Here is a 24755-nt window from a genome sequence, read left to right as displayed (position 1 = left end):
TATTTCTCTCGTCCCTGCATATATGCAGGACGAGAGTTTTTTTATGTTTACATATTAAAAGGAGCTGAAATAAATGAAGCAATTATCTTCTGCAGAGGTTCGTCAAATGTTTTTAGATTTTTTTAAAGAAAAAGAACATAAGGTTGAACCGAGTGCATCGTTAGTACCAAAAGAAGACCCAACATTATTGTGGATCAATAGTGGTGTGGCAACACTGAAAAAGTATTTTGATGGTCGTGTGATACCTGATAATCCGCGTATTGTTAACGCACAAAAATCAATTCGGACGAACGATATTGAAAATGTTGGCTATACGGCACGTCACCACACGTTCTTTGAAATGCTTGGTAATTTCTCGATTGGCGACTATTTCAAAAAAGAGGCGATCGAGTATGCGTGGGAGTTTTTGACGAGTGATAAGTGGATTGGCTTTGATGCTGAGAAATTATCTGTAACTGTTCACCCTGAAGATGATGAAGCATATCAGTTATGGAAAGATGTTGTTAAATTACCAGAAGAACGGATCATCCGATTAGAAGAAAATTTTTGGGATATTGGTGAGGGTCCTAGTGGTCCAAATACAGAAATTTTTTATGATCGCGGAGAAGCATATGGCAACGATCCAACTGATGCTGAGCTGTACCCTGGTGGAGAAAATGAACGCTATTTGGAAATTTGGAATTTAGTTTTTTCACAGTTTAATCATAATCCAGATGATACGTACACCCCGCTTCCAAAGAAAAACATTGATACTGGCATGGGACTAGAACGTATGGTTTGTGTAATCCAAGATACACCAACTAATTTTGAGACTGATTTATTTTTGCCAATTATGAAAGCAACGGAAGCATATGCTAATGTGAAATACAATAGCGATAAGCAGTCAGACGTTGCTTACAAAGTGATTGCTGACCATATCCGTACGGTAACTTTTGCCGTTAGTGATGGGGCACTTCCTTCAAATGAAGGACGAGGCTATGTATTAAGAAGATTGCTTAGAAGAGCAGTAAGATACGCGAAGAATATCGGAATAGAGAAGCCGTTCATGTTCCAATTAGTAGCAACTGTAGCTGAAATCATGGAGCCATTCTACCCAGAAGTAAGGAAGAAGCAAGATTTTATTGAAAATGTTATTAAAACCGAAGAAGATCGTTTTCACGAAACGCTTAGTGAAGGACTAACAATCTTATCTGATATTCTTGAAAAAGAAAAACAAAAAGGTAGTAATGTCTTTCCAGGCGAAGAAGTATTCCGACTGTATGATACGTATGGTTTTCCTAAAGAGCTAACTGAAGAATATGTACAAGAAGCAGGATTTACGATTGATGAAGCAGGATTTGAAGCGGAAATGACAAAGCAGCGTGATCGTGCACGTCAAGCAAGACAAAAAGTAGATTCCATGCAAATACAAGACGAAGTATTTAGCATGATTGAAGCTGATAGCACGTTTGTTGGCTATGACACGCTAAATTCAGCTACGAAAGTACTAGAAATTATTAAAGTTAAAACACTAGTAGAAACTGCTACTACTGGTGATGAGGTTTATCTATTTCTAGAAGAGACACCTTTTTATGCGGAAAGTGGTGGACAGATTGCCGATAAAGGTTGGATTGTTACTGACACCGCTAAGGTTTATGTAGAAGATGTTCAAAAAGCGCCTAAAGGGCAAAATCTTCATCGTGCAATAGTGAAGGAAGGTACAATTGCAAAAGGAGCAGCGGTCTTTACGGAAGTTGATACGATTTCACGTGCATTAATTGAAAAGAATCATACAGCTACACATCTATTGCATCAAGCGCTAAAAGACGTATTAGGTGAACATGTTAACCAGGCGGGTTCTCTAGTAGCAAGTGATCGGTTACGATTTGATTTCTCTCATTTTGGTTCGATTTCTGATCAAGAGTTACAACAAATTGAACAAATTGTAAACGAGAAAATATGGGCTTCAATTAGTGTTAATACAGAATACCATTCACTTGCAGAAGCAAAGGAAATGGGTGCGATGGCACTGTTTGGGGAAAAGTATGGTGACACGGTTAGGGTTGTACAAGTAGCCGACTATAGCCTGGAGCTTTGTGGTGGGTGTCATGTAAACAATACGGCAGAAATAGGCTTATTTAAGATTTCAACAGAAACTGGTATTGGGGCAGGAACACGTCGAATTGAAGCAGTTACAGGCAAAGGTGCTTACCTTTACATGAATCAAAAGCAAGCATTACTGCAAGTAGCTGCACAAGCACTTAAAGTTGCAGTTGATAAAGTTCCAGATCGAATCGATGGCTTGTTCCAAGAATTAAAAGATGTTCAAAGAGAAAAAGAATCACTAAGTGCTAAACTTTCTAGAATGGAAGCATCTACCTTGTTAGACCATGTGCAAGAGATCAGCGGAGTGAAATTACTCGTTCAAAAAGTGGACGTCTCAGACATGAACCAATTAAGAAATATGGTAGATGATCTAAAGCAAAAAATGGGCTCAGGTATCATTTTGCTAGGCTCTGTAAACAATGATAAAGTACAGTTAGCGGCAGGAGTCTCCAAAGACCTTATGGAAAGAGATTTTCATGCCGGAAATCTTATTAAAGAAACAGCGAAACGTTGTGGTGGTGGAGGCGGAGGCCGTCCTGACATGGCGCAAGCTGGAGGTAAAAATCCTGATCAGTTAAAAGACGCGCTTCTCTATGCAGAAACCTATGTTCGTTCTAAGGTATAGTAGTTTCTGATATCATTCGGCCAAACATTATATTATAATGGCAGTAATGCAGATTATATAGAATGCAATCGGTAAAAATTTAGAATGAGGTGATTTTATGGGATCCATGGATAAAACAATGCAGTTTGATTTTTCAGACGGACCTTTTGAAGAAAATGTTAAAGAAGTATTTTTTACAGTTCACGAAGCGTTACAAGAAAAAGGGTATAATCCGATAAATCAAATCGTTGGTTATTTATTGTCTGGTGACCCAGCATATATTCCTCGACATAAGGATGCTAGAAATTTGATTCGGAGAATAGAACGGGACGAGCTTATAGAAGTGTTAGTTAAATTTTACTTAAGCCAACAAAATGAGGAACAAAATTGAAGAAAGTAGGACTAGATGTTGGGCAAAAAACAATTGGGGTAGCAGTTAGCGACGGTCTCGGATGGACAGCACAAGGCTTAAAGACGATCCGTTGGGATGAAAGAGATTATAGCACGGCGCAAGAGGAACTAAAGGCGATTATCGAAGAATATGAAATCACTCTTGCCGTTGTTGGTCTACCGAAGAATATGAATGGCACGATTGGGCCACGAGGTGAAGCTTCCCAGCAATTTGCCAAATATTTAGAAACACAATTTGGAATCGATACGGTATTATGGGATGAACGATTAACAACAATGGCTGCCGAAAGAGTTTTAATAGAGGCAGATGTAAGTAGAAAAAAACGTAAAAAAGTAATTGATAAGATGGCGGCAGTTATGATTTTACAAAGTTATTTAGACGCCAAATCTTAGGACAGGAGGCAATCAAGTGGGATTAGAAGAAAAAGAACGAATTATTATTCCTGACGAGAAGGGTGAGGAACATCTATTTGAGGTATTATTTACCTTTGATGTTGATCAAACAGAACACTCGTATATAGCAGTAGTACCAGCAGAGCAGTCAGAAGAAGAAGAAGTTGAGGTATTTGCTTTCCGCTATGAGGAAAATGCAAACGATGAAGACGATTTTTCCTTATTCCAAATTGAAACGGATGACGAATGGGAAATGGTAGAAGAGATGTTGAACACGCTAACGGAAGAAGAAGACGTCTAATTCCGAAAAATGGTGAGAAAAAACCGGCCCATAATATCTTGGGTCGGTTTTATTATTAAATGATGTAACTTTTTGTAAAAGAAAAATCAATTATTATTAGATATCATGTTATTTTTTGTAGTATAATATATCGGATGAAAGGGGGAGATACTATGACAACTTCCGGAAAAAAGGAAGACAAAAAAAATCAAGTTAACCCTAAGTATATAAAAGGTGAAGAAGCCGGCCTAGTTAGAAAAATAGTAATGATAACATTGACGTGTATTACGTTAATAATTGGGGCAGGAGCTTACTGGGGTTATTCATACATTAAAACAGCATTAGAGCCTGTGGATGCAACAGATGATACAACAACTAAAGTGGAGATACCATTAGGTTCATCAACTTCTCAAATTGCAGCTATTTTAGAAGAAAATAATATTATTAACAATGCTAAAATTTTCAGGTATTATATTAAATTTAATAATGTTACGCAATTCCAAGCTGGGGAATATGATTTTTCTCCTTCTATGACACTTGACGAAGTAATAAATAAACTTCAAACAGGTAAAGTAATGAAAGAGGCTGTTTTAACTGTCACTATTCCTGAGGGAAAAACAATAGACCAAATAGCTGAGATTTACGCGCAAAATGCAGGCATAGATAAGGAAGAATTCATCGAAACGGTAAATGATCCTGCATATATTGAACAATTGATGAATAAATACCCAGCGATCTTAACAGATGAAATTTTACAAGAAGATATACGAACACCGCTTGAAGGTTATCTATTTGCGGCTACCTACGATTTTTATGAGGAAGAACCATCGGTAAAAACGATTGTAACCGCTATGTTAGATAAGACAGAAAGCGTCTTGACGAATTATTTAAGTACAATTTTGGATAAGGATTTTTATGGAGAGAAGATGACTGTCCATGAGGCGATTACGATGGCTTCTCTTGTCGAAAATGAAGCTCGAACAGAAGAAGATCGAAAGCAAATTTCGGGAGTGTTTTATAACCGATTAGCAGATGGTATGAAGCTACAGACAGACCCAACGGTTCTTTATGCGTTAGGAAAACATAAGGATCGAGTGTTATTTGATGATTTAGAAGTGCACTCTCCTTACAATACGTATGTGGTGACGGGGCTTCCGATTGGTCCAATATCCAATTTTTCAGAGAGCTCCTTGCAGTCAGTAGTAGAACCGATTGAATCGGATTACTTGTATTTTGTTGCTGCAAGTGATGGTTCTATATACTATGCAAAAACATTTGATGAGCATAGACAAAATATTGAAACACACCAAGTAAGAGGGGACGGGGAATAGGAGATATCCTGTTCCTTTCTCTTTGTTTGTTTTACCTTTGGAGAATTAAATAATGATTATCATCAGGAGGTCTCTACCGAAGTGGAAAAGCATTTAGAACAATATTTACTAGGTACATTAGATAAACCAAAAGATTGGGTTACGAAATTAGAAGCCTACGCAAAAATCAATAATGTGCCAATAATGGAACCATTAGGTATCGATTTTCTTATGCAAATGGTGCGAATGAAGCAACCGAAGAAAATTTTGGAAATAGGTACAGCTATTGGCTATTCAGCGTTGCGCATGCTAGAGGCTCACCCACAATCAACTGTTGTTACTGTGGAGAGAGATGAACAACGATATAGCGAGGCAGTTAAAAATATACAGGAATTATCAAAACAAAATAAAATAAATGTTATATTTGGTGATGCATTCGAACAAACTAATAAGATTAAGGATCAAGGACCTTATGACATGTTATTCATCGATGCTGCCAAAGGGCAATACCAACGGTTTTTTGAGATCTTTAGTGAATTTTTGACTGAAGATGCGATTATTATCTCTGATAACGTGCTTTTCAAAGGGTTTGTTGCACATGATGTTGGAGAAAATAAGCGAATATCAAAAATAGCAAAAAAACTTCGTACGTATAATGGCTTCTTAACAGAACATCCTTTATACAGGACAACTATTGTACCGATTGGTGACGGCATTGCTGTTAGTGTAAAAAGATAATAGAAAAAGGGGATATAACTAACATGTCTATAAATAAACCAGTAGTAATCGGTGTGGCCGGTGGAACTGGATCAGGAAAAACATCAGTTACACGTTCGATAAGTAAGAGATTTTCTGAAAAAACAATCCTTGTTATTGAGCAGGATTATTATTATAAAGATCAATCACACTTACCTTTTGAGGAGCGGTTAAACACAAATTATGATCATCCACTTGCATTTGATAACGATTTGCTTATCGAGCACGTACATGCATTATTAAATAAACAAACCATCGAGAAACCTGTTTATGATTACACATTACATACACGCTCAGGAGAATTTATTTCAGTGGAATCGAAGGATGTTATCATTTTAGAAGGCATTTTGGTATTAGAAGATCCTCGCTTGCTTGATTTAATGGATATTAAAGTGTTTGTGGATACAGATCCGGATGTTAGAATAATTAGAAGGATATTGAGAGACATGAAGGAAAGAGGGCGCAGTATCGATTCTGTTATTGAGCAATACATAAATGTGGTACGTCCTATGCATCTACAATTTATTGAACCAACCAAGCGATATGCAGATATTATCATACCTGAAGGCGGGCAAAACCTTGTAGCTATTGATATAATGGCTAGTAAAATCAAGACGATCTTAGACAGTAAAGCATTTTAATCAGCTTTCAATAGAAAAGTATTGAAAAATTGTGTAAAATCTGCCATAGTATTGGTTAGTAGTTTTTATTGGTTGTCGAAAGCGCAGGGCGCCGGTTAGCGACGTACGGACTGGACTGAGCCGTAGGAGATAAAGGAAACACGACGAACGTAGTGAGTCGATGTTGACTTATCGTACGGAAGTGAGGGAAGTATCGCTAGTCGCTGGCCGTGCATTGTTATGTATCAAAGTTATCCTCAGACTCATGTTTCATTTACAGGGAATTACTCTTATGTGAATCTGATTATGAAACATCATGTTACAAAACGAATAAATATATGATTGAACTTATCTAAAGGTATTAAATCATAGTTGAATTAAAGGAGTGTTTAGCATGGCAACAGAAAAAAGCTATTACATGACTACAGAAGGTAAAGAAAAATTAGAAAACGAACTATACCTTCTAAAGACGGAAAAGCGTCAAGAAGTTGTTGAGCGTATTAAAATTGCTCGTGGATTTGGGGATCTTTCTGAGAACTCTGAATATGATGCCGCGAAGGACGAGCAAGCCTTTGTAGAATCACGAATTGCTCAAGTTGAAAACATGATTCGAAATGCAGTAATTATAGAAGCTGACAACCAAGATCCAAATAAAGTATCACTAGGTAAAACGGTTACTTTTAAAGAACTACCTGATGGTGATGAAGAGAGCTATACAATTGTTGGAAGTGCAGAAGCTGATCCGTTTGAAGGGAAAATTTCGAATGATTCACCAATTGCAAAAAGCTTGCTTGGACATGAGGTAGGGGAAACACTTAATGTCCCAACACCTGGTGGAGATATGGAAATAAAATTATTAAAAGTTGAATAGGTTAAGAATGAGATGTCTCACTTGTGGGGCATCTTTTTTAATGATAAGAAAGCATTATAAATTTGTACAAGTGTCTAGCTCCGAGCGCCAGAAACTACACGACTTCACGAATCGCCTACGATAAGTCATCATTGATTCGCAAGCTCATCATGATTCCTTTATCTTTAGTCGATTCGCTCCAGTCGCTACGTTTCTAAGCGGCGCTCTGCGCTTTTCATGTGTCTAGCTCCGAGCGCCAGAAACTACACGACTTCACGAATCGCCTACGATAAGTCATCATTGATTCGCAAGGCTCATCATGATTCCTTTATCTTTAGTCGATTCGCTCCAGTCGCTACGTTTCTAAGCGGCGCTCTGCGCTTTTCTTAATAGCAAGGGGGAATTGATTTGGCGGCCACTAGTGCACTTATTTGTGGTAATAGAGACATGATTGGAATTGTGCGGCATCAGCGCTGTTATTTTGATAAAATAGTTGCTATTGTGTCTTTTATAAGCAAATAAGGTCCCTCATGTCCGGCAAATGGTCAAAATTAGATTTGAAGACAAAATAAGGCCTCAACTGTCCGCGTAGAAGATAACTTATGGCATACTTTAGTGTCTCAAGAAAACGTAATCGTTCCAAATTAAGTTCTCGCTCAAAGCCTTACCACGGATGATTCTTGAACAAGATATGCCACATCCGCCATTCCCTTGCTAACTCTTACTGATCATTGTTTATCCTTACTAAATATTGTTGATAATGATAGTAAGGAGAGGTGAATAATAATGAAAAAAACACGTGTATATTTTTTCTCTGTATGTTTATTGATCTTATTTGTATTTATTTTATACAAGCTCGCTGACATTCAATTAATATCAACAGAGAACTATGGAGAGGAACAAGTTAATCTGTTGGATAACAGTGTAAACCAACGCACTACCGAGATTAAATTATCCAGCGGTAGAGGTGTTTTTCTTGATAATCTAGGGGTACCACTTAACAACGTTATCCAAAAAGATATCGTTGTTTTCCCATTTGTATCGACGATAGAACTTCCTGAGAAAGTGAGGGACAAGTTGTCTCATGCTGACTTAGATTGGAAAGAAAAGCTTGCCAATGTCGATGAAGCAATCTATTTATCAAAATTGCTTGATACTTCGATTCAGGAGGGATTATATACAACTGTGAAGGAAGAAGCTATTCCTGGATTAGTTGCAGTTGAACGCACGGTGCAAGGTGATCCAGAGCTTGCTAGTCATTTACTCGGAATTGTCCGATCAAATCCACAGGAATTCCAAGCACGTTACGACGATGAGAAAAATCAGCCACTTGGAATCTCAGGATTAGAGCAGACGTTTGACTCATTCCTTCAATCGAAAAATGAAGAAAAATTAATGTATCATGTCGATGCTAAGGGTTCACCATTGTTTGGTTTGTCGCTACGTTATCTAGGTCAACAAGACCATTTTTATCCGTTGAAAATCCAAACAACCATCGATGCAACAATGCAGCAAATAGCAGAGGAAGTAATCGATGAACATCAGCTAGAAAAAGGCGGTCTTGTATTGCTTGACGTCAAAACTAGAGATGTCTTGGCTATGGTTTCAAGACCCAAAATAGATTCTAATCAGCCATATATAAACAATACAGTGGAGAATCAGATGCTTGTACGACATTTTCCCGGTTCTGTGTTTAAGACGGTTGTAGCTGCGGCCGCAATAGAACAACAGCACAATAGTATCGACAAATCGTATGATTGTAATTTGGATTTATATGGTGAAGGTACAGCCAATCGTGAATTAGGAGTTCTAAATTTCGCAGAGAGTTTCGCGCAGAGCTGTAACTATACATTTGCAAAGATCGGCAATCAACTAGTAGCTACTGATCCAACAATATTGGAAACCTATGCAGATAAATTGGGGTTAATTGGAACTACAGGATGGGTAGGAGATTTGTTTCATTTTAGTGAATTTAAACAATTTCCAGAGGAAGAACAAGGAATTATATGGGGAAATGATGAGGACCGCTATGTTCCAAGAGCAATTGCCCAAACTTCTATCGGTCAAAAAGAAGTGAAGGTTACACCGCTTGCACTGGCTAATATGGCTGCAACAATTGCTCAGGATGGAAAATACAAAGAAGTAAGAGCAGTGGCTAAGATTTTATATAAAGATGGGACTACCATGGCCAATTTCCCGTCACATCAACGACCAAATCAGGGTATTAATGTAGATACAGCAAAACAGCTGCAGCAACTATTAGCTGGGGTAGTTGACAATGGTACAGGCTCTTCGTTTAGTGAATTACCTGTCGCAGGTAAATCAGGAACGGCTGAAACCGGTATTTCTGGTAATACAAATCATTGGTTTGTTGGATATTTCCCTAGAGAAAATCCACAATATGCTATGGCAGTCGTTGATCTGAAACAAACGTCGCGCCAAGCATTAAACTATAAGATTTTTCATGATGTTGTTACGAAATTGTTAGATAATCGGTAGATTAAGGCAAGGATCCCATCCCACCCTAAATGGGATGGGAAACCTTGTCTTTTATTTGTATATACGGATAGCGAGTTAATAAAATTTGTAATAAAAAATTGTCCTTATTAAGTGCTGTTAAAAAGTGGAAAATATCAATTTCTTCAACATCAAACAAATGGATCTGTGTACCGTCAAATAAATAAACTACAAATTCGCGTGCCTTGCGGTTGTAACCTACAGTGTCAAATGATGTTAAATGCCATAATTTACGATCAAATGTAGTAATTTGCAAACTTCACACTCTCCTTTTAAGTTTGTTTCATCTAGATATTTGATGTTTATGCTGATAATCCTTTCTATATGTCAAAACTAGAATTATTTCGACAAAGATTTTAATTTTTTTACAACTAAATCATTCATTGGTCCTATCCATCAATCATAGTATAATAGTAAGGACAGGCATGTACTATACATGAATGAGGGTCTTACTCATTACTTAGGAACATAGACCCGAAAAGGGCTATAAGGCGCAATGCAGAGGTTATAGCCTATGATTATCAAAATAGGAATTGCTAATACATAAGAGGGAGGATACATAATATGGCTTACGAACGTGATCCGTACACAAGAGTTAATCGATTTGAAAAGAAAAGAAAAGGTACAAAAACTATTTCATGGTTAATTGGAGTATCAAGTATATTGATTATTGCCTTAATAGCTGTATTCGTTTTTGGTAATAATGGAGAAGATGACCGTGCAGATACAGCTGCTGACCAAAACAATGGGGAGGATCAACAAGAGCAGAATCCGACTGACGATCAAGAATCATCGGATACTACTGAAGAAAATAATTCTCCATCGGATTCCGAATCGGAACCAGGATCAGAAAATGAAGCAGATGAAGTAACAGAGGAGCAAGAAAGCCCTTCTGATGAAGCAACTGATCAAAGTGATACAGAAGTAACTGAAATTGAAGTAACCGACGATGATAACGTTATTAGGGCTTATACAGGCGATTGGGAACCAGTTCCAACAGAACTTCAGGCCCCATATGCATTTTCTTGGAAGCAAGATTCACAGGATTGGCAGGATGCTATTCAAGCGGTATATCTGGCAACAGGTCTTGTTTCTGATGATATGATTACATGGCGGTTAGAAAATGGCGGAGATAAGAAGATGATTGCCACCGTGAGTAATAATGCACAAACAGAAATTTATCGTGTTTATTTAAGCTGGGCGGATGCTGGAGGCTGGCTTCCAACGAAGGTAGAAGAACTAAATGAAAACGATAAAAAAGAACCGGAAACAGATACTTCTGATGAAACAACAGATAAAAACACAGAAACTGATGCTGAATAAGTAATCAATACAGCATAGAATTTTTCAAACTTTTCTAGGAGGATTTATTAATGACTATTGGAATTATCGGAGCTATGGACGAAGAAGTAGAATTGTTGCAAAAAAATATGACAGATACGAAACAACAAGAAATTGCAGGCTGTGTTTTTACAGAAGGCTTATTAAAAGGAAAACAAGTCGTATTATTAAAATCAGGGATAGGTAAAGTAAACGCGGCGATTGCTACCACAATTTTGCACGAAATATATAAACCAGAAAAAATAATAAACACGGGATCTGCAGGTGGTTTTGCGAAAGAATTAGAGGTAGGAGATATTGTTGTTTCTACAACTGTTGTTTACAATGACGTAGATGTTACTGCCTTTGATTATGCATATGGACAAGTACCGGGATTGCCTGCTGCATTTACTGCTGATGAAACGTTAATATCACAGGCTATGAAGGCAACAGAAATTGCTACAAACTGTAAAGCTATGCAAGGAATGATAGCGACTGGTGATGCATTTATGTCTGATCCTGAGCGTGTTGAATTTATTCGGAGCAAATTTCCTACGATGATTGCTGCAGAAATGGAAGCTGCAGCAATTGCACATGTATGCCATCAATACGATACGCCTTTTGTTATCATACGTGCTTTATCTGATATTGCTGGTAAAGAAGCGTCAGTTTCTTTTGAAACATTTTTAGAAACAGCAGCTACAAATGCTGCTACGTTGATTATGGAAATGGTAAGCAATATCGATTAACACGTAACCTGCTTTTCCATCTTTTACATCCTAACTTCACGCCACTTTTATGATAGAATACTATTATAGGTTATTCAAAGAGGAGCCAAATGTCAGCGACTAATCTCATCGTTGTTTTGTCTTTTTGATCCTCATGTTATAGAAGAAGTTAGGGGGAAGTGAAAGTGGATAGTGAAATGATTAGTATGAAACAGAAGATTGAAGATTATAGTAGATTTTTAGTTACCTTATTAATTTTAAGTTTTTATCTTTATTTAGGCATGCTTATTACTGTGTTTTTTAACCCGAGTGAATTAGCAAACCTAGTCATTGGATTATTGTTAGTGTCAATTTCTATTGCTGGAGCATTTGCGTGGAAATTAAGAAGTATGCAATTTCAATATAATGAGCTTGAAAATAAATAACCCTATGATTCTACTGTTGGAATCATAGGGTTATTTATATGGTTTCCTGTTCCTAAACTAATCATACATAATTGTAATAGTAATAGCCGCCACCAAGAATTAATAATAATACAACCCCAACGATGAATAAGCCAAAACCTATTCCATTATTGGAAGCGTACCCATATCCATAGGAATCATAATATCCATAATTAGGATTGTATCCGTAGAAAGGAAAAGCTTGATTCGGACTATAGGGTTCATACGATTCATATCCCCAATAAGACATTACATTCACCGCCTTTTCAGGAGCGTTTATTACAGTTTATGATTCTAGAAATAAAAGTGTATAGGTGAATGTCCCAGATGAATCAAGTTATCTTTTCTCTTTCCGATAATATTCATGAAATACTTTCATTAAAGCACGCTTTTCAATACGGGAAACATAACTACGTGAAATTTTTAATTTTTTTGCTATTTCTCGTTGAGTTAAGTCATCCTCATTATTTAAGCCATATCTGCAACTAATTACTTCTTTTTCTCTTTCATCCAAGATGTCTAAATACTCTCTAATTTTGGCAACTTCCATGTTTAACTGAATATACTCAATAACATCATCGTTTTCTGACTGTAAAATATCAATCAGGCTAATTTCGTTACCTTCTTTGTCTTGGCCAATTGGATCGTGTAAAGATACATCCTTTTTTGTCTTTTTTAAGGCTCGTAAATGCATCAGAATTTCGTTTTCAATACATCGCGCTGCGTAGGTTGCAAGCTTCGTTCCTTTTCCGCTTGAAAAGCTTTCTATGCCCTTAATTAGTCCGATTGTACCGATGCTTATTAAATCTTCCGTGTCTTCCCCAGTATTTTCAAATTTTTTAACAATATGAGCGACTAATCTTAAATTGTGCTCAATTAATTTGTCTCGAGCGTGATCATCTCCATTATGCATTTTCTCAATGTATTTCGCCTCTTCTTCTGGTGGTAAGGGTTGAGGAAAGGCATGATTTTTAATATACGATACAAAGAATAACGCCTCTTTAATAAGTAAAGCAAGTGCGCTTAAAATACTAGACAAACACATGCACCTCCTGCAGTTTGGGCTTTTGCCTATATAATCACCTTATGAAAGAAGACGTTGTTTCGTGCACGTCCTACTGCAGAATCTAATAAAAAAACCCTTATCTGTTGATAAGAGTTTTTTGAAATTATTAATTGTTTTCTTCTTTCTTATATGCCTCAGCTAAATCATCCTTTGTATATTTGTTGCTCCAAGGCTTAATTCCAATTCGATGGGCAGAACGAGAAATCATGTGCCCGGATACAGGAGCAGTTAATAATACAAAGATAATTCCAAGAATAAGTTTACCACTGACAATTCCATGTTCAATATACAAAAAGATGAATGCACCAATCATGACTCCGGAAACCCCGAGTGTTGATGCTTTAGTAGCAGCGTGCAGTCGTGTATATACGTCAGGGAATCTTATTAATCCAATCGAACTGGAAAATATGAAAAAGGTGCCAATCAATAAACATAATATAATGACGATATCAAAAAATGCTCTAATCCACGTCTCTATCAATGATAACACCCTTTTCTAAAAATTTGGCAACCGCAATTGTACCAATAAACAACAAAATTCCTATTAAGAGGATCACATCGTTTAATTTTGTCGTTACTAATAGAATGGCAACCATGCCTGCGACAGCCATTAAATTAATTCCTGCTACGTCTAATGCCATTGCTCTGTCTGGATTAGTTGGCCCAACGATAATTCGGTATAGAAGTATAAGCAGAGAGATGGATAAAACAAAAATACAAAATATGGCCACATTATCAATCCAATCATGTAACGTATTAATGGTCATCTTGTCACCTCCATGATCGCTTTTTCAAATGTATCTTTGATTGATGTAATCATTTTTTCATCATCATCTAAATCCATCGCATGAATATATAGCACGCACTGGTCCTTAGAAACGGCAACAGATAATGTGCCGGGCGTTAATGTAATTAGATTAGCCAGCATAGTTATTTCCCAATTCGTTTTTAATTCTGTTGGTAACGCGAATATTCCTGGCTCTATATCTAGTTTTGGTTTATATACAAGCTTAACAATCTCAAGATTGGACAATAGAAGTTCCTTGAAGAATAGTAGGACAAGCTTTAATACATTTACAACTCGCCTCATGTAAAAGTAACCTGGTATAAAGCGGCGCAAAAGGAATAACAAGAGTATCCCAACTATATAGCCAGATACAAACGTTAAAAACGTGTAATCCTCGTACAAAAACATCCACATGAATGCAATACTAATGTTAATTACAATTTGAAGGGTCATTAGGCGTTACTCCTTTAAAACAGAATCAATATATACGTCAGGATCCATTAGGTAACTAGAAATATCAGCAATTGTCGGATAAATTAGTTCTGCACCAACTCCGAGCAAAACGGAAAAACAAAGTAAAAAAATGATTGGTAACGAGAATTGATTGGCAGCCTGTTTATTAACCTTAATAGGCGTTTTTTCACCCCAGAACCCACTTACAAAGATGCGCATGAGGCTAAGTAAGATTAATAAACTGCCAATTAATCCGATGATAGCAATCGCGATGTTTCCAGATTCAAAAGCACTATTTAATAATAATAACTTGCCAACAAACCCACTAAAAGGTGGAATCCCCGCAAGAACGAATGCAGCAATGAAGAAGAGCCAGCCTAATAACGGATAGTGATGAATAAAGCCCGACAGCTTTCTTAAATCAGAAGTCCCCATTAAGAAGGAGACAGCCCCAACAAGTAAAAAGAGTGCTGCTTTAATGATCATATCATGAATCAAGTAATAAACCGTTCCGCTAATCGCTGTTTCGGTAAATATTCCAATCCCCATTATCATAAAACCAACAGCAGGAATAATATTATAAGCAATAATGAGCTTTATATTGTTTGTTGAAAGAGCACCGATAACTCCAAAGATTAACGTAAACCCAGCAATCCAAATAAATAATTCATGTGCATAATTGGATTGGTCAACAAAAATTAACGTGTATGTACGAAGAATTGCGTAAATACCCACTTTAGTTAGTAAGGCACCAAACACTGCTGAAACAACCGGATTTGGTACAGTATATGGCTTCGGTAGCCAATAATATAAAGGGAATAGAGCTGCCTTTGTACCAAACACGAAAAATAACAAAATCCCTATTGTTGTTAAAATCCCACCTTGATTACTTTCCTGTACCCGCTCAGCAATTTGCGCCATGTTCACTGTTCCAACGACAGAATAAAGAAAGGAAATAGTTGTAACGAAGATCATCGATGAAAATAAGTTAATGAGTACATATTTGATTGATTCACGTAATTGTACTTTTCCACCTCCAAGGACAATTAATCCATAAGACGCCATTAATAGTACTTCAAAGAAAACAAATAAGTTAAACAAATCACCAGTTAGAAATGCCCCAGAAACACCACTAATTAACATAAAGAAGAAAGCGTAAAAATAGAATGCTTCCTGCTTTTCCGACAACGATTTCGGTGCATAGAATACACAGGCTACAGCGATAATGTTTGTCGTTAACACAAGTATAATAGAGAGCAAATCAGCAACGAGAACAATACCATACGGTGCTTCCCAACCACCTGTTTCTAAGATAATGGATCCATCGTTTATTACGGAATATGCAATGTAGGAAACAACTACTAAATTAATGATAGCGAATAGTTTAGAGATTGTCCGTACAATTTTTATTCGGTTATGTATAAATGCCACTATGATACCGAACAGCAGTGGCAATGCAATTGGTAATACTGCTAAATTACTCATCTTCGTTACTCCTTAATAAATCCATATTGTCTGTTTCGTTAACTTTTGCTGCGCGATATGCAAGCACTAACAACAAGCTTGTTACCCCAAAGCTAATTACGATAGACGTTAAAATAAGCGCTTGTGGTAAAGGGTCCGTATAATGGCTAACATCTGCATCATGACTGATAAGAATAGGCGGAATCCCGCGTCCTAGCTTACCCATCGTTAAGATAAACAAGTGAGCGCCATGCGATATTAAGGCAGTACCAATTATAATTCGCAATAACTGCTTTTGTAATAGGTTATAAATGCCGGTTGTAAACAAAATACCGGCAAGAATAGACATTAAGATTTCCATCTGTTATTTCGCCCCCTTATCACGTAAACGAATTAATCCAAAAATCGCTAACGACGCAATGCCAAGCACTGTTATTTCAAATAACGTATCAAGACCACGCATGTCAACAAGAATGACATTAACAACGTTATCACCGCCACCTAATTTATACGATTGTTCTAAGAAATAAGTAGAAATCGAATCAAACCATTTACTGCTATGTGCAGAAATTGCAATGAGTGTCATTAACGCACCGAAACTAATCGAGATCATCCAATTGGTTGTTTTATAGCCAATTCCCTCTGTTCGTTTTCTAAGTGCTGGTAAGTGATAGAAGCAAAGCAAAAATAATGCGACACTAATCGTTTCGACAACCAATTGTGTTAAAGCTAAATCAGGTGCAGAATACATCACAAACAAAATTGCTAACCCATAACCAACAACACCTAAAATGAGAATCGCTGCTATTTTATTATTAGCAAAAATCGTACCTATTGCAGCAATGGCCATCATTAGTCCAATTAGTACTTGCCCAATTGATATTGGAGCTAAATCATCCGTAGTATACGTAAAGCCATTTGTGAAAAATAAAAAGAGAAGCGTGACAACCGTCATCGTCGAAACAATTAAAGCTACATATCTTCGTAATGAACCATTCATATAGCCATTTGTAATCTTCTCTGAATATGTTTCAACTCTTACTAAGAGACCATCATAAATATCGTTAAGACTGGCTTTACCAGGAAATACAGTGTAAATACGTGTCCAGTATTTTTTAAACCAATACAAGAGAAAACCGATGCCAACAACCGCAAGTGACATGTATAACGGCGGATATTCAAAGCCATACCAGAATGAAATATGTTTATCGATCTCTTGTCCTGTAATAGCCGATGTAGCATGGGCAAGCAGTGTTTCATTAAACAAGTTTGGAATTACACCAATCACAATCACACCAGCAATTAAAATAGCCGGAGCTACTAGCATTCCAAACGGTGCTTCGTGTGGCTTCTTTGGTAGTTGGTCCAACTGTTGCTTGCCTGTAAAGGTTCCAAACAATAAATACATAGAATAAACAAATGTAAAGATACTTCCGAGTACCGCTAAGTAGGGAATCACTTGCTGCAGAATCTCAGCAGCTGCTAAGGATGTGTCAGGTAAATGAATTGCTGTATCAAAGAATAATTCTTTACTGTAAAAGCCGTTTAAGAAAGGTAATGGTACACCAGCCATAGAAAAAGTTCCAAATAGCGCGAGTGTCGCTGATATAGGCATAAGTGTCATTAAGCCACCTAGCTTGCGAATATCTCTTGATCCTGTTTCATGGTCAATGATACCTGCTACCATAAATAGACTACCCTTAAAGGTTGCGTGGTTTAAAATATGAAATACCGCAGCAAAAACAGCAGCCTTCGTACCAAAACCTAACATTGTCATGATCATACCAAGCTGACTAATCGTAGAAAACGCTAGTATACCTTTTAGGTCCGTTTGCCTTACAGCCATATAGGATCCCCAACATAGTGTGATAATACCAAATCCACTAACGACCACGAAAAACCACTCAGAAGCTGCAAGGATAAGTGAAAATCTTGCAATTAAATAAATACCTGCTTTAACCATCGTTGCAGAGTGCAAGTAGGCACTTACTGGTGTTGGAGCTTCCATTGCATCAGGCAACCATATATGAAAAGGGAATTGTGCCGATTTCGTAAATGCTCCTAGAAAGATAAATACTGCAATTAAAGGGAACAAAGGGCTACTTATAATAACATCCACTTGACTAATCATGGCTTGGATACTATTCGAGCCTGTCACAACAGACAAAAGAATAAATCCACCTAATAGACTAAGTCCACCAAAAACCGTGATAATCATTGATTTCATTGCACCATAGCGGGAGCGTTCTCTATGATCCCAATAACCAATCAACAAGAACGAAGAAATTGAGGTTAGTTCCCAGAAAGTGTATAGGACAAAAATATTGTCAGAAAGAACAACTCCTAGCATTGCTGCCATAAACATAAGTAGGTAAACATAAAAATGTCCTAGTTTTTCTGATTTATGTAGATAAAAAATTGAATAAAGTACGACCAATGCGCCAATGCCACTAATTAATAGCACGAATAGTAAGCTAAGGCCATCTAAGTATAAGGAAACATTTATATCTAATGATGGAATCCAAGATATTTGTTGAAGAACTGGTGTAAAATCAGTTCCAACAAATTTAATAAAATAGATGAAGATTGCTAATGGAACGAGAAGTACAAAATAACCTGTATGTATTTTCTCTTTATACTTGCTTAGAAAGGGAATAATAAAAGCGATAATTAGTGGGGCAAAAACTGCAAACAACATCCGATGATCCTCCTTAATGATTATAAAGCACTCGTAATGCTATTGTAATCAGAATCGGCAATAGAATTCAACTAAACATGTTTATGCGCTCACATAATATAAATAAAAAACTCTTGTCATTTATAATAATGACAAGAGTTCGACAGTTTTATGACGAATTTTCGACAATTCTTCGTTATTCAATTAGATGAAGAACTAAAAATTGATTAACTTGTATAGCTGATTTCTCTCGTTAGTGATCTTCTTTTTATCTCTTTTTCAATTAAATCGATGAATTCAACACTAAGCTGTAATTCGTTTGCTTTGTAGTAAGATTCAATTAATAATTCATCTGATAAATGTTCCATTTTTTAGCCCCTCCATTATTGGAAGTCGCCTTCCTACCTGTATTTAAGGAAACAAAGTAGTTCTATCAAGAAGTTATTAATACTTTACCATGAATGGAAAAGTGGGACAACATGGAAGTTATCTACAGGTGATTGTATACAACTTGTTAATAAACTGTGCACTACTTGATGGATTGTTGGTATAGCAATCGTGAAAATGTGTATAAAGTTATCCACAGAATATCGTTTGTCGATTTTTGTCGAAATGTTTATTGAAAATATCTAAGATTATTGCATATATATGATTATTTTTTATTGAATTATGAGTTAAATTAAGATGGGGTACATAATAGGTGAGGTTATTATACTTTGAAACATAGCCGGAAATTGTTTATCATGTAAAGGATAGTATGAGGAAATGAATGGGAAAATTGAGGTGAAGTGTCATTGCTTAAAAGATTTCTACCTAATGAGCATGTGAAAGATGTATTTGAGATAAGGCCAGAGAAATTAAAAGAAAAAGGAATAAAGGGGATCATTACGGATTTAGACAACACATTAGTTGCATGGGATGTGGAATATGCTACTCCTGAAATTATTGAATGGTTTCGTTTAATGCAAGAAAACGATATAAAAGTAACGATTATTTCAAATAATAAAGAGCAACGAGTGAAACTTTTCTCGGAACCATTGAATACACCGTTCGTTTATAGTGCAAGAAAGCCACTTAGAAGAGCTTTTAAAAGAGCGGCAAAAGATATGAAATTATCAAAAGATGAAATAGTTGTTATCGGCGATCAGCTGTTAACGGATGTACTTGGTGGAAATGGAGCAGGTTTTTATACCATTTTAGTAGTACCGATTGTTAAAACAGATGGTAAAATCACTAAAATTAATCGCCAAATCGAACGTCGAATATTAAGCTGGATGCGTAGGAAAGGGATGATTACTTGGAAAGAGTAACAGAAGAGCAATTAAGTTGCCAGGGATGTGGTGCAACTATTCAAACTGAGGACGAAAACAAGGCAGGATTTGTGCCAGCATCTGCTTTAGATAATGATACGATTATATGTAAAAGATGCTTTCGTTTAAAGCATTATAACGAAGTACAAGATGTTTCATACAGTGATGATGATTTTTTAGAAATGATCAGCCAAATTAGAAATACACAAGGACTGATTGTAAAGTTGGTTGATATATTTGATTTCAACGGTACATTCATTAATAGTCTTGGTCGGTTAACAGGGAATAATCCGATTATCTTAGTAGGTAACAAAGTAGATTTACTGCCAAAGTCAACGAATATTGGTAAATTGAAACAATGGATGAAAAAATCTGCTAAGGACTTAGGATTAACTGTTCAGGATGTATTTCTGATCTCGGCAGTTAAAGGTCAAGGAATGGAGCAGTTAAGATCTGCAATTGAAGCTTACAGGAAAACAAAGGACGTCTATGTAGTTGGAAGTACGAATGTTGGAAAATCAACATTTATCAACAAGCTTATTAATGAATCTACAGGAATTGGCGATGCCATCACGACATCTTATTTCCCGGGAACAACATTGGGGTTCATTGACATTCCTTTAGATGATAAGAGTTCTTTATATGATACACCAGGTGTGATTAATCGTAAGCAGATGGCTCACTATATTTCTGATCAGGATTTGAAAATAATAACACCTAAAAAGGAAATTAAACCGAGAGTTTTTCAATTAGAAGATAAGCAAACACTCTATTTTGGAGGTTTGGCAAGGTTAGATTTTGAACAAGGGGAGAAGCAGTCATTTGTTTGTTATTTTTCTAATCAACTTAACATTCATCGTACAAAATTAGCTAATGCTGATGAATTATATACGAAACATGTAGGTGAGTTGCTATCGCCACCTGACGAAGAAACATTAGAAAAGTTGCCAGGCTTTACAAAGCACTCATTTCGGATTAAACAGCCAAAAACGGACATCGTTTTTCCAGGTTTAGGTTGGGTTACGATCACGAATGGGAGTGCAAGTGTTACAGCTCATAGTCCGAAAGGTGTAACTGTGAGTATTCGCGATTCGTTTATATAAAGGTTAGGGGGAGGAGCATGGCATTATCACTAGGATTGATTGGCCAGCCAATTGGTCATTCACTGTCACCATGGATCCATAATCAATTTATGGAAAAGCTCGGTATTGATGGGGAATACCGGCTGCATGAGACAGACCTCGAACACTTAGCGGCACAGGTAGAACTGTTAAAAAATGAGCAGGTTGATGGTTTTAATGTGACGGTACCTTATAAGCAAGCAATTATACCATTTCTTGATGAACTTGATCTTGATGCAAAAAAAATTGGAGCGGTCAATACGGTTGTTTGTGAAAATGGGAAATGGAAAGGCTATAATACAGACGGATATGGATTTGTACGATCGTTAAAGTCTTCCTTTCCAGATGTTTCGGGAAAAGATAAAAAAGTTTTAGTTCTCGGTGCAGGCGGTGCAGCAAGAGGGATTTATCGGGCATTGATGAATGAGTCATTGGAAAGAGTCGACATAGCTAATCGAACATCAGCAAAAGCAGAACTATTATTGGATTTAAAAGAACCAGCTATTGCAACTGACATCCTAACATTCGGTGAAGCAGAACAACAATTGTTTAAATATGATGTGATTATTCAAACAACATCTGTAGGGATGAAACCGAACATAGAAGCACAGGTTATAGCATTAACGAACTTACAAGCACATACAGTAGTCAGTGACATAGTATATCAACCATTAATGACCAAGTTGTTACAAGAAGCGAAACAACAAGGAGCAAGCATCCATTTTGGACATGCAATGTTATTGTACCAAGCGCAATTAGCCTTTGAGATATGGACAGATAAAAAAGCACCTTTAGATACCATCCTTTTCCAACTAGAACAAAGATTGCGAGGAAATTAATCATGTTAACAGGTAAACAAAAACGATTTCTAAGAGCACAAGCGCACCATTTAAACCCGATTTTTCAGGTCGGTAAATCAGGTGTGAATGAAAACATGACCACCCAGATTAGTGAAGCACTTGAAAAAAGAGAACTAATTAAAGTATCAATCTTACAAAATAACATGGAAGATAAAAATGAAGTTGCTGAACAACTTGGAACAGAAACTGATGCAGAAATTGTACAAATAATCGGTAACATTATTGTATTGTATAAAGAATCACAAGAAAATAAACAAATTGAGTTACCTTAAGGAGAGTCATATGCAAAAGGTCGGCTTATTAGGGGGAACATTCGATCCTCCTCATTATGGACATTTAATGATAGCGGAGGAAGTGTTAGAGGCCTTAGATCTTGATGAGGTATGGTTCATCCCTTCTAACGAACCGCCCCATAAAGAAAAATCCGATACAAAAGTCGAATATCGGGTTGAGATGTTACAGGCTGCAATTGAAGATAATACGAATTTTAAGGTTAATCAGATTGAACTTAAACGATCGGGAAAATCATATACGGTTGATACGATCAAGTTGCTTCGTGAACAATATCCAGAGATAACTTTTTATTTTATTATTGGTGCTGATATGGTTGAATATCTGCCGAATTGGTATAAAATTGATGAGCTATCTAAATTAGTTCAATTTGTTGGTGTCAAACGTAGTGATTATCAGTTGAAAAGCAATTATCCAGTTGTTCAAGTGAATATTCCAGGGGTGGATATATCGTCAACGCTGATAAGGGAACGTTTGTCTGAAGGGAAATCAATAAGATATTTTTTGCCTGAGTCAGTAATTGATGTAATAAAGGAGCATCAGATTTATGGATCGAAGTGAAGCATTAGCTTTTGTGCAACCACATTTAACAAAGTCACGGTTCGAACATACAATTAGGGTGACGGACACAGCAATTGAACTAGCTAAGATCTTTGATGCAAGTATTGAAAAGGCAGAATTAGCTGCTGTCTTCCATGATTATGCAAAGTACCGAGATAAAGAAGAAATGAGACGTTGGATAGAGCAGGAATACCTTCCGAAAGATCTGCTCATGTACCATCATGAACTATGGCACGGACCAGTTGGCGCATTGCTAGTAAAGCGAGAAATTGGGTTGGGTGATCCAGACATATTAAATGCAATCCGATGGCACACTACTGGTACAGCACATATGACAATCCTAGATAAGGTAATTTATTTGGCCGATTATATTGAGCCCGGTAGAAGTTTTCCGGGAGTTGAGGAAGTTCGAGAGTTAGCTTCTGAAGATCTTGATGCCGCCTGCTTTGAAGCGGCTAAAAATACAATTTCATTCTTGATGAGCAAAAACCAACCGATTTATCCGGATACGTTCCATGCATATAATCATTTTATAAACGTACTGGTAAAAAAGAATTGGAGGCAACAAAATGGAAAAGTTGGAAAGTAAAGCATTAGCAGAATTAGCTGCAAAAGCATGTGATGATAAACGAGCAACAGACATTATACTATTGGATATGAAGGATGTATCACTGATTGCTGATTATTTTCTTATTTGTGAAGGTAGTAATGAACGACAAGTTCAAGCAATTGCAGAAGAAATAAAGCATCAAGCTGAAGCGAACGAGGTTTTTGTTAGAAGATTAGAAGGGTATGAGCAATCTCGTTGGATCTTAGTCGATTTAGGAGATGTAGTTTGCCATGTGTTTCACAAGGAAGAACGCGCATACTATAACCTTGAACGCTTGTGGGGCGATGCTCCTATCGTTGAATTTACGATTGACCAGGAAGGATAATGTCATATGTCTTATGACAAAATGGCGTTTGTTTATGATTTGCTTATGGAAGATGCCCCATATGATGCATGGGTTGAATTTACAGAAGTGATGCTAGAAAAGTATAAAAAAGAAGTGCGCAACATCGTTGATTTAGGGTGTGGAACAGGTCAAATTACTCGGCGCTTAGCTGCAAGTGGATATGAAATAGTCGGGGTTGATTATTCTGAAGCGATGCTAACACAAGCGAAAAGTGAATCAGATAAGCAGCAATTATCAATTCAATGGATCAACCAGGATATTCGTGAGTTAGTTGGTTTTTCGGATTGTGATGTGGTTGTTAGCTTTTGTGATGTAATGAATTACATAACGGAAGAAAATGAACTCGACAGTGTGTTTCAACGTGTGTATGATATGTTAGCTGATGAAGGGTTGTTCATTTTTGACGTCCATTCCTTAACTCACATAGAAAATGATATGAAGGATCAAACATTTGCTGAAATTTATGATGATGTTAGTTACGTTTGGGTTTGTCACGCTGGACAACGGCAAGGAGAGGTAGAGCATGATTTAACCTTTTTTGTGCAAGATGCCGAAGGTAAATATGAACGATTTGATGAAACACATCAGCAGCGTACCTTTAACGAAGAGGCGTATCGTGGAATGCTAAAGAAAGCAGGCTTTACAGTACGTGATGTTTATGCCGATTTTTCTACATATCCAGATAGTGTAACTGAAAAATCAGAACGTCTTTTTTTTGTTTGTCAAAAAAATCGAGGTAGTTAAATTAACTACCTCGATTTTTCTTTGGTTTTTGAGCTTTTTATTCAAAAAATCATAATTGAAGTAAAATCCGTCGTAAACTGTTGGATGGTGCTTCCACCCGCTTCAGAAATACACTTTGCTTTCCGCGGGGGGCTAGTGAGCCTCCTCG

General features: G+C 36.8%; 30 protein-coding genes and 1 other annotated feature (1 of these 31 cut by a window edge). Of the genes, 20 read left to right on the top strand and 10 right to left on the bottom strand.

Translation table 11 applies throughout. The features are described from left to right. Positions 1-19, top strand: a binding site (T-box leader); it begins 194 nt to the left of the window's first position. 54 nt (positions 20-73) lie between these two features. The 9 genes from alaS (at position 74) to ACI6MV_RS06940 (ending at position 9808) form a co-directional block, all read left to right on the top strand. Then, positions 74-2710 (top strand): alanine--tRNA ligase, encoded by a 2637-nt coding sequence (alaS, locus tag ACI6MV_RS06980; RefSeq protein ID WP_407269537.1) that lies wholly within the window; start codon positions 74-76, stop codon positions 2708-2710. Between the two features lie 97 nt (positions 2711-2807). Continuing rightward, complete coding sequence (locus ACI6MV_RS06975; RefSeq protein ID WP_407269536.1) at positions 2808-3080, top strand: IreB family regulatory phosphoprotein; 273 nt, start codon at positions 2808-2810, stop codon at positions 3078-3080. Then, entirely contained in the window at positions 3077-3493 is a 417-nt protein-coding gene (gene ruvX / locus ACI6MV_RS06970; protein WP_407269534.1) for a Holliday junction resolvase RuvX, read from the top strand. The genes ACI6MV_RS06975 and ruvX overlap by 4 nt, the downstream gene beginning before the upstream one ends. 16 nt (positions 3494-3509) lie before the next feature. Continuing rightward, positions 3510-3794, top strand: coding sequence for a DUF1292 domain-containing protein (locus ACI6MV_RS06965; protein ID WP_407269532.1), 285 nt, complete (start codon positions 3510-3512; stop codon positions 3792-3794). Positions 3795-3946: 152 nt separating this feature from the next. Further along, entirely contained in the window at positions 3947-5104 is a 1158-nt protein-coding gene (mltG, locus tag ACI6MV_RS06960; protein WP_407269530.1) for an endolytic transglycosylase MltG, read from the top strand. 81 nt (positions 5105-5185) lie between these two features. After that, the gene (locus ACI6MV_RS06955; RefSeq protein ID WP_407269529.1) at positions 5186-5821 is read left to right on the top strand and encodes an O-methyltransferase; all 636 of its coding nucleotides are present in this window, start codon (positions 5186-5188) and stop codon (positions 5819-5821) included. A 23-nt stretch (positions 5822-5844) separates the two neighbouring features. Then, entirely contained in the window at positions 5845-6480 is a 636-nt protein-coding gene (udk, locus tag ACI6MV_RS06950) for a uridine kinase (RefSeq protein WP_407269528.1), read from the top strand. Positions 6481-6853: 373 nt separating this feature from the next. Continuing rightward, entirely contained in the window at positions 6854-7330 is a 477-nt protein-coding gene (greA, locus tag ACI6MV_RS06945) for a transcription elongation factor GreA (protein WP_407269527.1), read from the top strand. 765 nt (positions 7331-8095) lie between these two features. After that, a complete protein-coding gene (locus ACI6MV_RS06940) occupies positions 8096-9808 on the top strand; it encodes a peptidoglycan D,D-transpeptidase FtsI family protein (RefSeq protein ID WP_407269526.1) in 1713 nt (570 codons plus the stop codon). Positions 9809-9833: 25 nt separating this feature from the next. Here the strand turns inward: ACI6MV_RS06940 and ACI6MV_RS06935 are convergent, their stop codons facing one another. Then, positions 9834-10082, bottom strand: coding sequence for a hypothetical protein (locus ACI6MV_RS06935; RefSeq protein ID WP_407269525.1), 249 nt, complete (start codon positions 10080-10082; stop codon positions 9834-9836). Between the two features lie 308 nt (positions 10083-10390). Here ACI6MV_RS06935 and ACI6MV_RS06930 point away from each other — a divergent pair, with 308 nt between their 5' ends. From ACI6MV_RS06930 to ACI6MV_RS06920, 3 genes are all read left to right on the top strand, one after another. Then, positions 10391-11149, top strand: coding sequence for a YrrS family protein (locus ACI6MV_RS06930; protein ID WP_407269524.1), 759 nt, complete (start codon positions 10391-10393; stop codon positions 11147-11149). A gap of 50 nt (positions 11150-11199) precedes the next feature. Continuing rightward, complete coding sequence (gene mtnN / locus ACI6MV_RS06925) at positions 11200-11895, top strand: 5'-methylthioadenosine/S-adenosylhomocysteine nucleosidase (protein WP_407269523.1); 696 nt, start codon at positions 11200-11202, stop codon at positions 11893-11895. Positions 11896-12059: 164 nt separating this feature from the next. Further along, positions 12060-12299: a YrhC family protein gene (locus ACI6MV_RS06920; protein WP_407269522.1), complete on the top strand. Its 240-nt coding sequence runs from the start codon at positions 12060-12062 to the stop codon at positions 12297-12299. Positions 12300-12360: 61 nt separating this feature from the next. Here ACI6MV_RS06920 and ACI6MV_RS06915 read toward each other — a convergent pair whose 3' ends face one another. The 9 genes from ACI6MV_RS06915 to sda all read right to left on the bottom strand — a co-directional run bounded on the left by ACI6MV_RS06915 (position 12361) and on the right by sda (position 19132). Further along, on the bottom strand, positions 12361-12567 hold the full coding sequence (locus tag ACI6MV_RS06915) for a hypothetical protein (protein ID WP_407269521.1): 207 nt from the start codon (positions 12565-12567) through the stop codon (positions 12361-12363). Between the two features lie 87 nt (positions 12568-12654). Next, a complete protein-coding gene (gene sigK / locus ACI6MV_RS06910) occupies positions 12655-13356 on the bottom strand; it encodes an RNA polymerase sporulation sigma factor SigK (RefSeq protein WP_407269520.1) in 702 nt (233 codons plus the stop codon). Positions 13357-13489: 133 nt separating this feature from the next. Further along, positions 13490-13864 (bottom strand): monovalent cation/H(+) antiporter subunit G, encoded by a 375-nt coding sequence (gene mnhG, locus ACI6MV_RS06905; RefSeq protein ID WP_407269519.1) that lies wholly within the window; start codon positions 13862-13864, stop codon positions 13490-13492. After that, positions 13845-14150 carry a monovalent cation/H+ antiporter complex subunit F gene (locus ACI6MV_RS06900; RefSeq protein WP_407269518.1) on the bottom strand — a complete coding sequence of 102 codons (306 nt, stop codon included), beginning with the start codon at positions 14148-14150 and terminating at the stop codon, positions 13845-13847. Before ACI6MV_RS06900 ends, mnhG begins: the two co-directional genes overlap by 20 nt. Further along, complete coding sequence (locus ACI6MV_RS06895; RefSeq protein WP_407269517.1) at positions 14147-14623, bottom strand: Na+/H+ antiporter subunit E; 477 nt, start codon at positions 14621-14623, stop codon at positions 14147-14149. The genes ACI6MV_RS06900 and ACI6MV_RS06895 overlap by 4 nt, the downstream gene beginning before the upstream one ends. A gap of 6 nt (positions 14624-14629) precedes the next feature. Next, positions 14630-16108 carry a Na+/H+ antiporter subunit D gene (locus ACI6MV_RS06890; RefSeq protein WP_407269516.1) on the bottom strand — a complete coding sequence of 493 codons (1479 nt, stop codon included), beginning with the start codon at positions 16106-16108 and terminating at the stop codon, positions 14630-14632. Further along, complete coding sequence (locus tag ACI6MV_RS06885; protein ID WP_407269515.1) at positions 16101-16448, bottom strand: Na(+)/H(+) antiporter subunit C; 348 nt, start codon at positions 16446-16448, stop codon at positions 16101-16103. The genes ACI6MV_RS06890 and ACI6MV_RS06885 overlap by 8 nt, the downstream gene beginning before the upstream one ends. Positions 16449-16451: 3 nt before the next feature. Next, the gene (locus tag ACI6MV_RS06880) at positions 16452-18785 is read right to left on the bottom strand and encodes a Na+/H+ antiporter subunit A (protein ID WP_407269514.1); all 2334 of its coding nucleotides are present in this window, start codon (positions 18783-18785) and stop codon (positions 16452-16454) included. A 206-nt stretch (positions 18786-18991) separates the two neighbouring features. Further along, positions 18992-19132, bottom strand: a complete 141-nt coding sequence (gene sda / locus ACI6MV_RS06875; protein WP_407269513.1) for a sporulation histidine kinase inhibitor Sda — start codon at positions 19130-19132, stop codon at positions 18992-18994. A gap of 426 nt (positions 19133-19558) precedes the next feature. Between sda and ACI6MV_RS06870 the strand changes: the two genes are divergently transcribed. From ACI6MV_RS06870 to ACI6MV_RS06835, 8 genes are read left to right on the top strand one after another with little or no spacing between them, the layout of a single operon-like run. Continuing rightward, complete coding sequence (locus ACI6MV_RS06870) at positions 19559-20074, top strand: YqeG family HAD IIIA-type phosphatase (protein WP_407269512.1); 516 nt, start codon at positions 19559-19561, stop codon at positions 20072-20074. Further along, complete coding sequence (yqeH, locus tag ACI6MV_RS06865; RefSeq protein WP_407269511.1) at positions 20062-21177, top strand: ribosome biogenesis GTPase YqeH; 1116 nt, start codon at positions 20062-20064, stop codon at positions 21175-21177. Before ACI6MV_RS06870 ends, yqeH begins: the two co-directional genes overlap by 13 nt. A gap of 17 nt (positions 21178-21194) precedes the next feature. After that, positions 21195-22034: a shikimate dehydrogenase gene (gene aroE / locus ACI6MV_RS06860; protein WP_407269510.1), complete on the top strand. Its 840-nt coding sequence runs from the start codon at positions 21195-21197 to the stop codon at positions 22032-22034. A gap of 2 nt (positions 22035-22036) precedes the next feature. Further along, complete coding sequence (gene yhbY, locus ACI6MV_RS06855; protein ID WP_407269509.1) at positions 22037-22327, top strand: ribosome assembly RNA-binding protein YhbY; 291 nt, start codon at positions 22037-22039, stop codon at positions 22325-22327. Between the two features lie 10 nt (positions 22328-22337). Beyond that, entirely contained in the window at positions 22338-22907 is a 570-nt protein-coding gene (locus ACI6MV_RS06850) for a nicotinate-nucleotide adenylyltransferase (protein ID WP_407269508.1), read from the top strand. After that, complete coding sequence (gene yqeK, locus ACI6MV_RS06845; RefSeq protein ID WP_407269507.1) at positions 22894-23496, top strand: bis(5'-nucleosyl)-tetraphosphatase (symmetrical) YqeK; 603 nt, start codon at positions 22894-22896, stop codon at positions 23494-23496. The genes ACI6MV_RS06850 and yqeK overlap by 14 nt, the downstream gene beginning before the upstream one ends. After that, positions 23486-23842, top strand: coding sequence for a ribosome silencing factor (gene rsfS, locus ACI6MV_RS06840; protein ID WP_407269612.1), 357 nt, complete (start codon positions 23486-23488; stop codon positions 23840-23842). The genes yqeK and rsfS overlap by 11 nt, the downstream gene beginning before the upstream one ends. A 6-nt stretch (positions 23843-23848) precedes the next feature. Next, entirely contained in the window at positions 23849-24607 is a 759-nt protein-coding gene (locus ACI6MV_RS06835; RefSeq protein ID WP_407269506.1) for a class I SAM-dependent DNA methyltransferase, read from the top strand. The last annotated feature ends 148 nt before the right edge of the window (positions 24608-24755 follow it).

This window comes from Radiobacillus sp. PE A8.2 (genome assembly GCF_045635475.1).
Lineage (GTDB): Bacteria > Bacillota > Bacilli > Bacillales > Amphibacillaceae > JBJGXI01.
This window is presented reverse-complemented; position numbering and strand designations above follow the sequence as displayed.

Excerpts from the sequence above, each read along its gene's own strand:
- alaS (WP_407269537.1), top strand. The coding sequence starts at position 74 with ATGAAGCAATTATCTTCTGCAGAGGTTCGTCAAATGTTTTTAGATTTT.
- ACI6MV_RS06975 (WP_407269536.1), top strand. The coding sequence starts at position 2,808 with ATGGGATCCATGGATAAAACAATGCAGTTTGATTTTTCAGACGGACCT.
- mltG (WP_407269530.1), top strand. The coding sequence starts at position 3,947 with ATGACAACTTCCGGAAAAAAGGAAGACAAAAAAAATCAAGTTAACCCT.
- udk (WP_407269528.1), top strand. The coding sequence starts at position 5,845 with ATGTCTATAAATAAACCAGTAGTAATCGGTGTGGCCGGTGGAACTGGA.
- greA (WP_407269527.1), top strand. The coding sequence starts at position 6,854 with ATGGCAACAGAAAAAAGCTATTACATGACTACAGAAGGTAAAGAAAAA.
- ACI6MV_RS06940 (WP_407269526.1), top strand. The coding sequence starts at position 8,096 with ATGAAAAAAACACGTGTATATTTTTTCTCTGTATGTTTATTGATCTTA.
- ACI6MV_RS06930 (WP_407269524.1), top strand. The coding sequence starts at position 10,391 with ATGGCTTACGAACGTGATCCGTACACAAGAGTTAATCGATTTGAAAAG.
- mtnN (WP_407269523.1), top strand. The coding sequence starts at position 11,200 with ATGACTATTGGAATTATCGGAGCTATGGACGAAGAAGTAGAATTGTTG.
- ACI6MV_RS06915 (WP_407269521.1), bottom strand. The coding sequence starts at position 12,567 with ATGTCTTATTGGGGATATGAATCGTATGAACCCTATAGTCCGAATCAA.
- ACI6MV_RS06900 (WP_407269518.1), bottom strand. The coding sequence starts at position 14,150 with ATGACCATTAATACGTTACATGATTGGATTGATAATGTGGCCATATTT.
- ACI6MV_RS06895 (WP_407269517.1), bottom strand. The coding sequence starts at position 14,623 with ATGACCCTTCAAATTGTAATTAACATTAGTATTGCATTCATGTGGATG.
- ACI6MV_RS06890 (WP_407269516.1), bottom strand. The coding sequence starts at position 16,108 with ATGAGTAATTTAGCAGTATTACCAATTGCATTGCCACTGCTGTTCGGT.
- ACI6MV_RS06885 (WP_407269515.1), bottom strand. The coding sequence starts at position 16,448 with ATGGAAATCTTAATGTCTATTCTTGCCGGTATTTTGTTTACAACCGGC.
- ACI6MV_RS06880 (WP_407269514.1), bottom strand. The coding sequence starts at position 18,785 with ATGTTGTTTGCAGTTTTTGCCCCACTAATTATCGCTTTTATTATTCCC.
- sda (WP_407269513.1), bottom strand. The coding sequence starts at position 19,132 with ATGGAACATTTATCAGATGAATTATTAATTGAATCTTACTACAAAGCA.
- aroE (WP_407269510.1), top strand. The coding sequence starts at position 21,195 with ATGGCATTATCACTAGGATTGATTGGCCAGCCAATTGGTCATTCACTG.
- yhbY (WP_407269509.1), top strand. The coding sequence starts at position 22,037 with ATGTTAACAGGTAAACAAAAACGATTTCTAAGAGCACAAGCGCACCAT.
- ACI6MV_RS06850 (WP_407269508.1), top strand. The coding sequence starts at position 22,338 with ATGCAAAAGGTCGGCTTATTAGGGGGAACATTCGATCCTCCTCATTAT.
- yqeK (WP_407269507.1), top strand. The coding sequence starts at position 22,894 with ATGGATCGAAGTGAAGCATTAGCTTTTGTGCAACCACATTTAACAAAG.
- ACI6MV_RS06835 (WP_407269506.1), top strand. The coding sequence starts at position 23,849 with ATGTCTTATGACAAAATGGCGTTTGTTTATGATTTGCTTATGGAAGAT.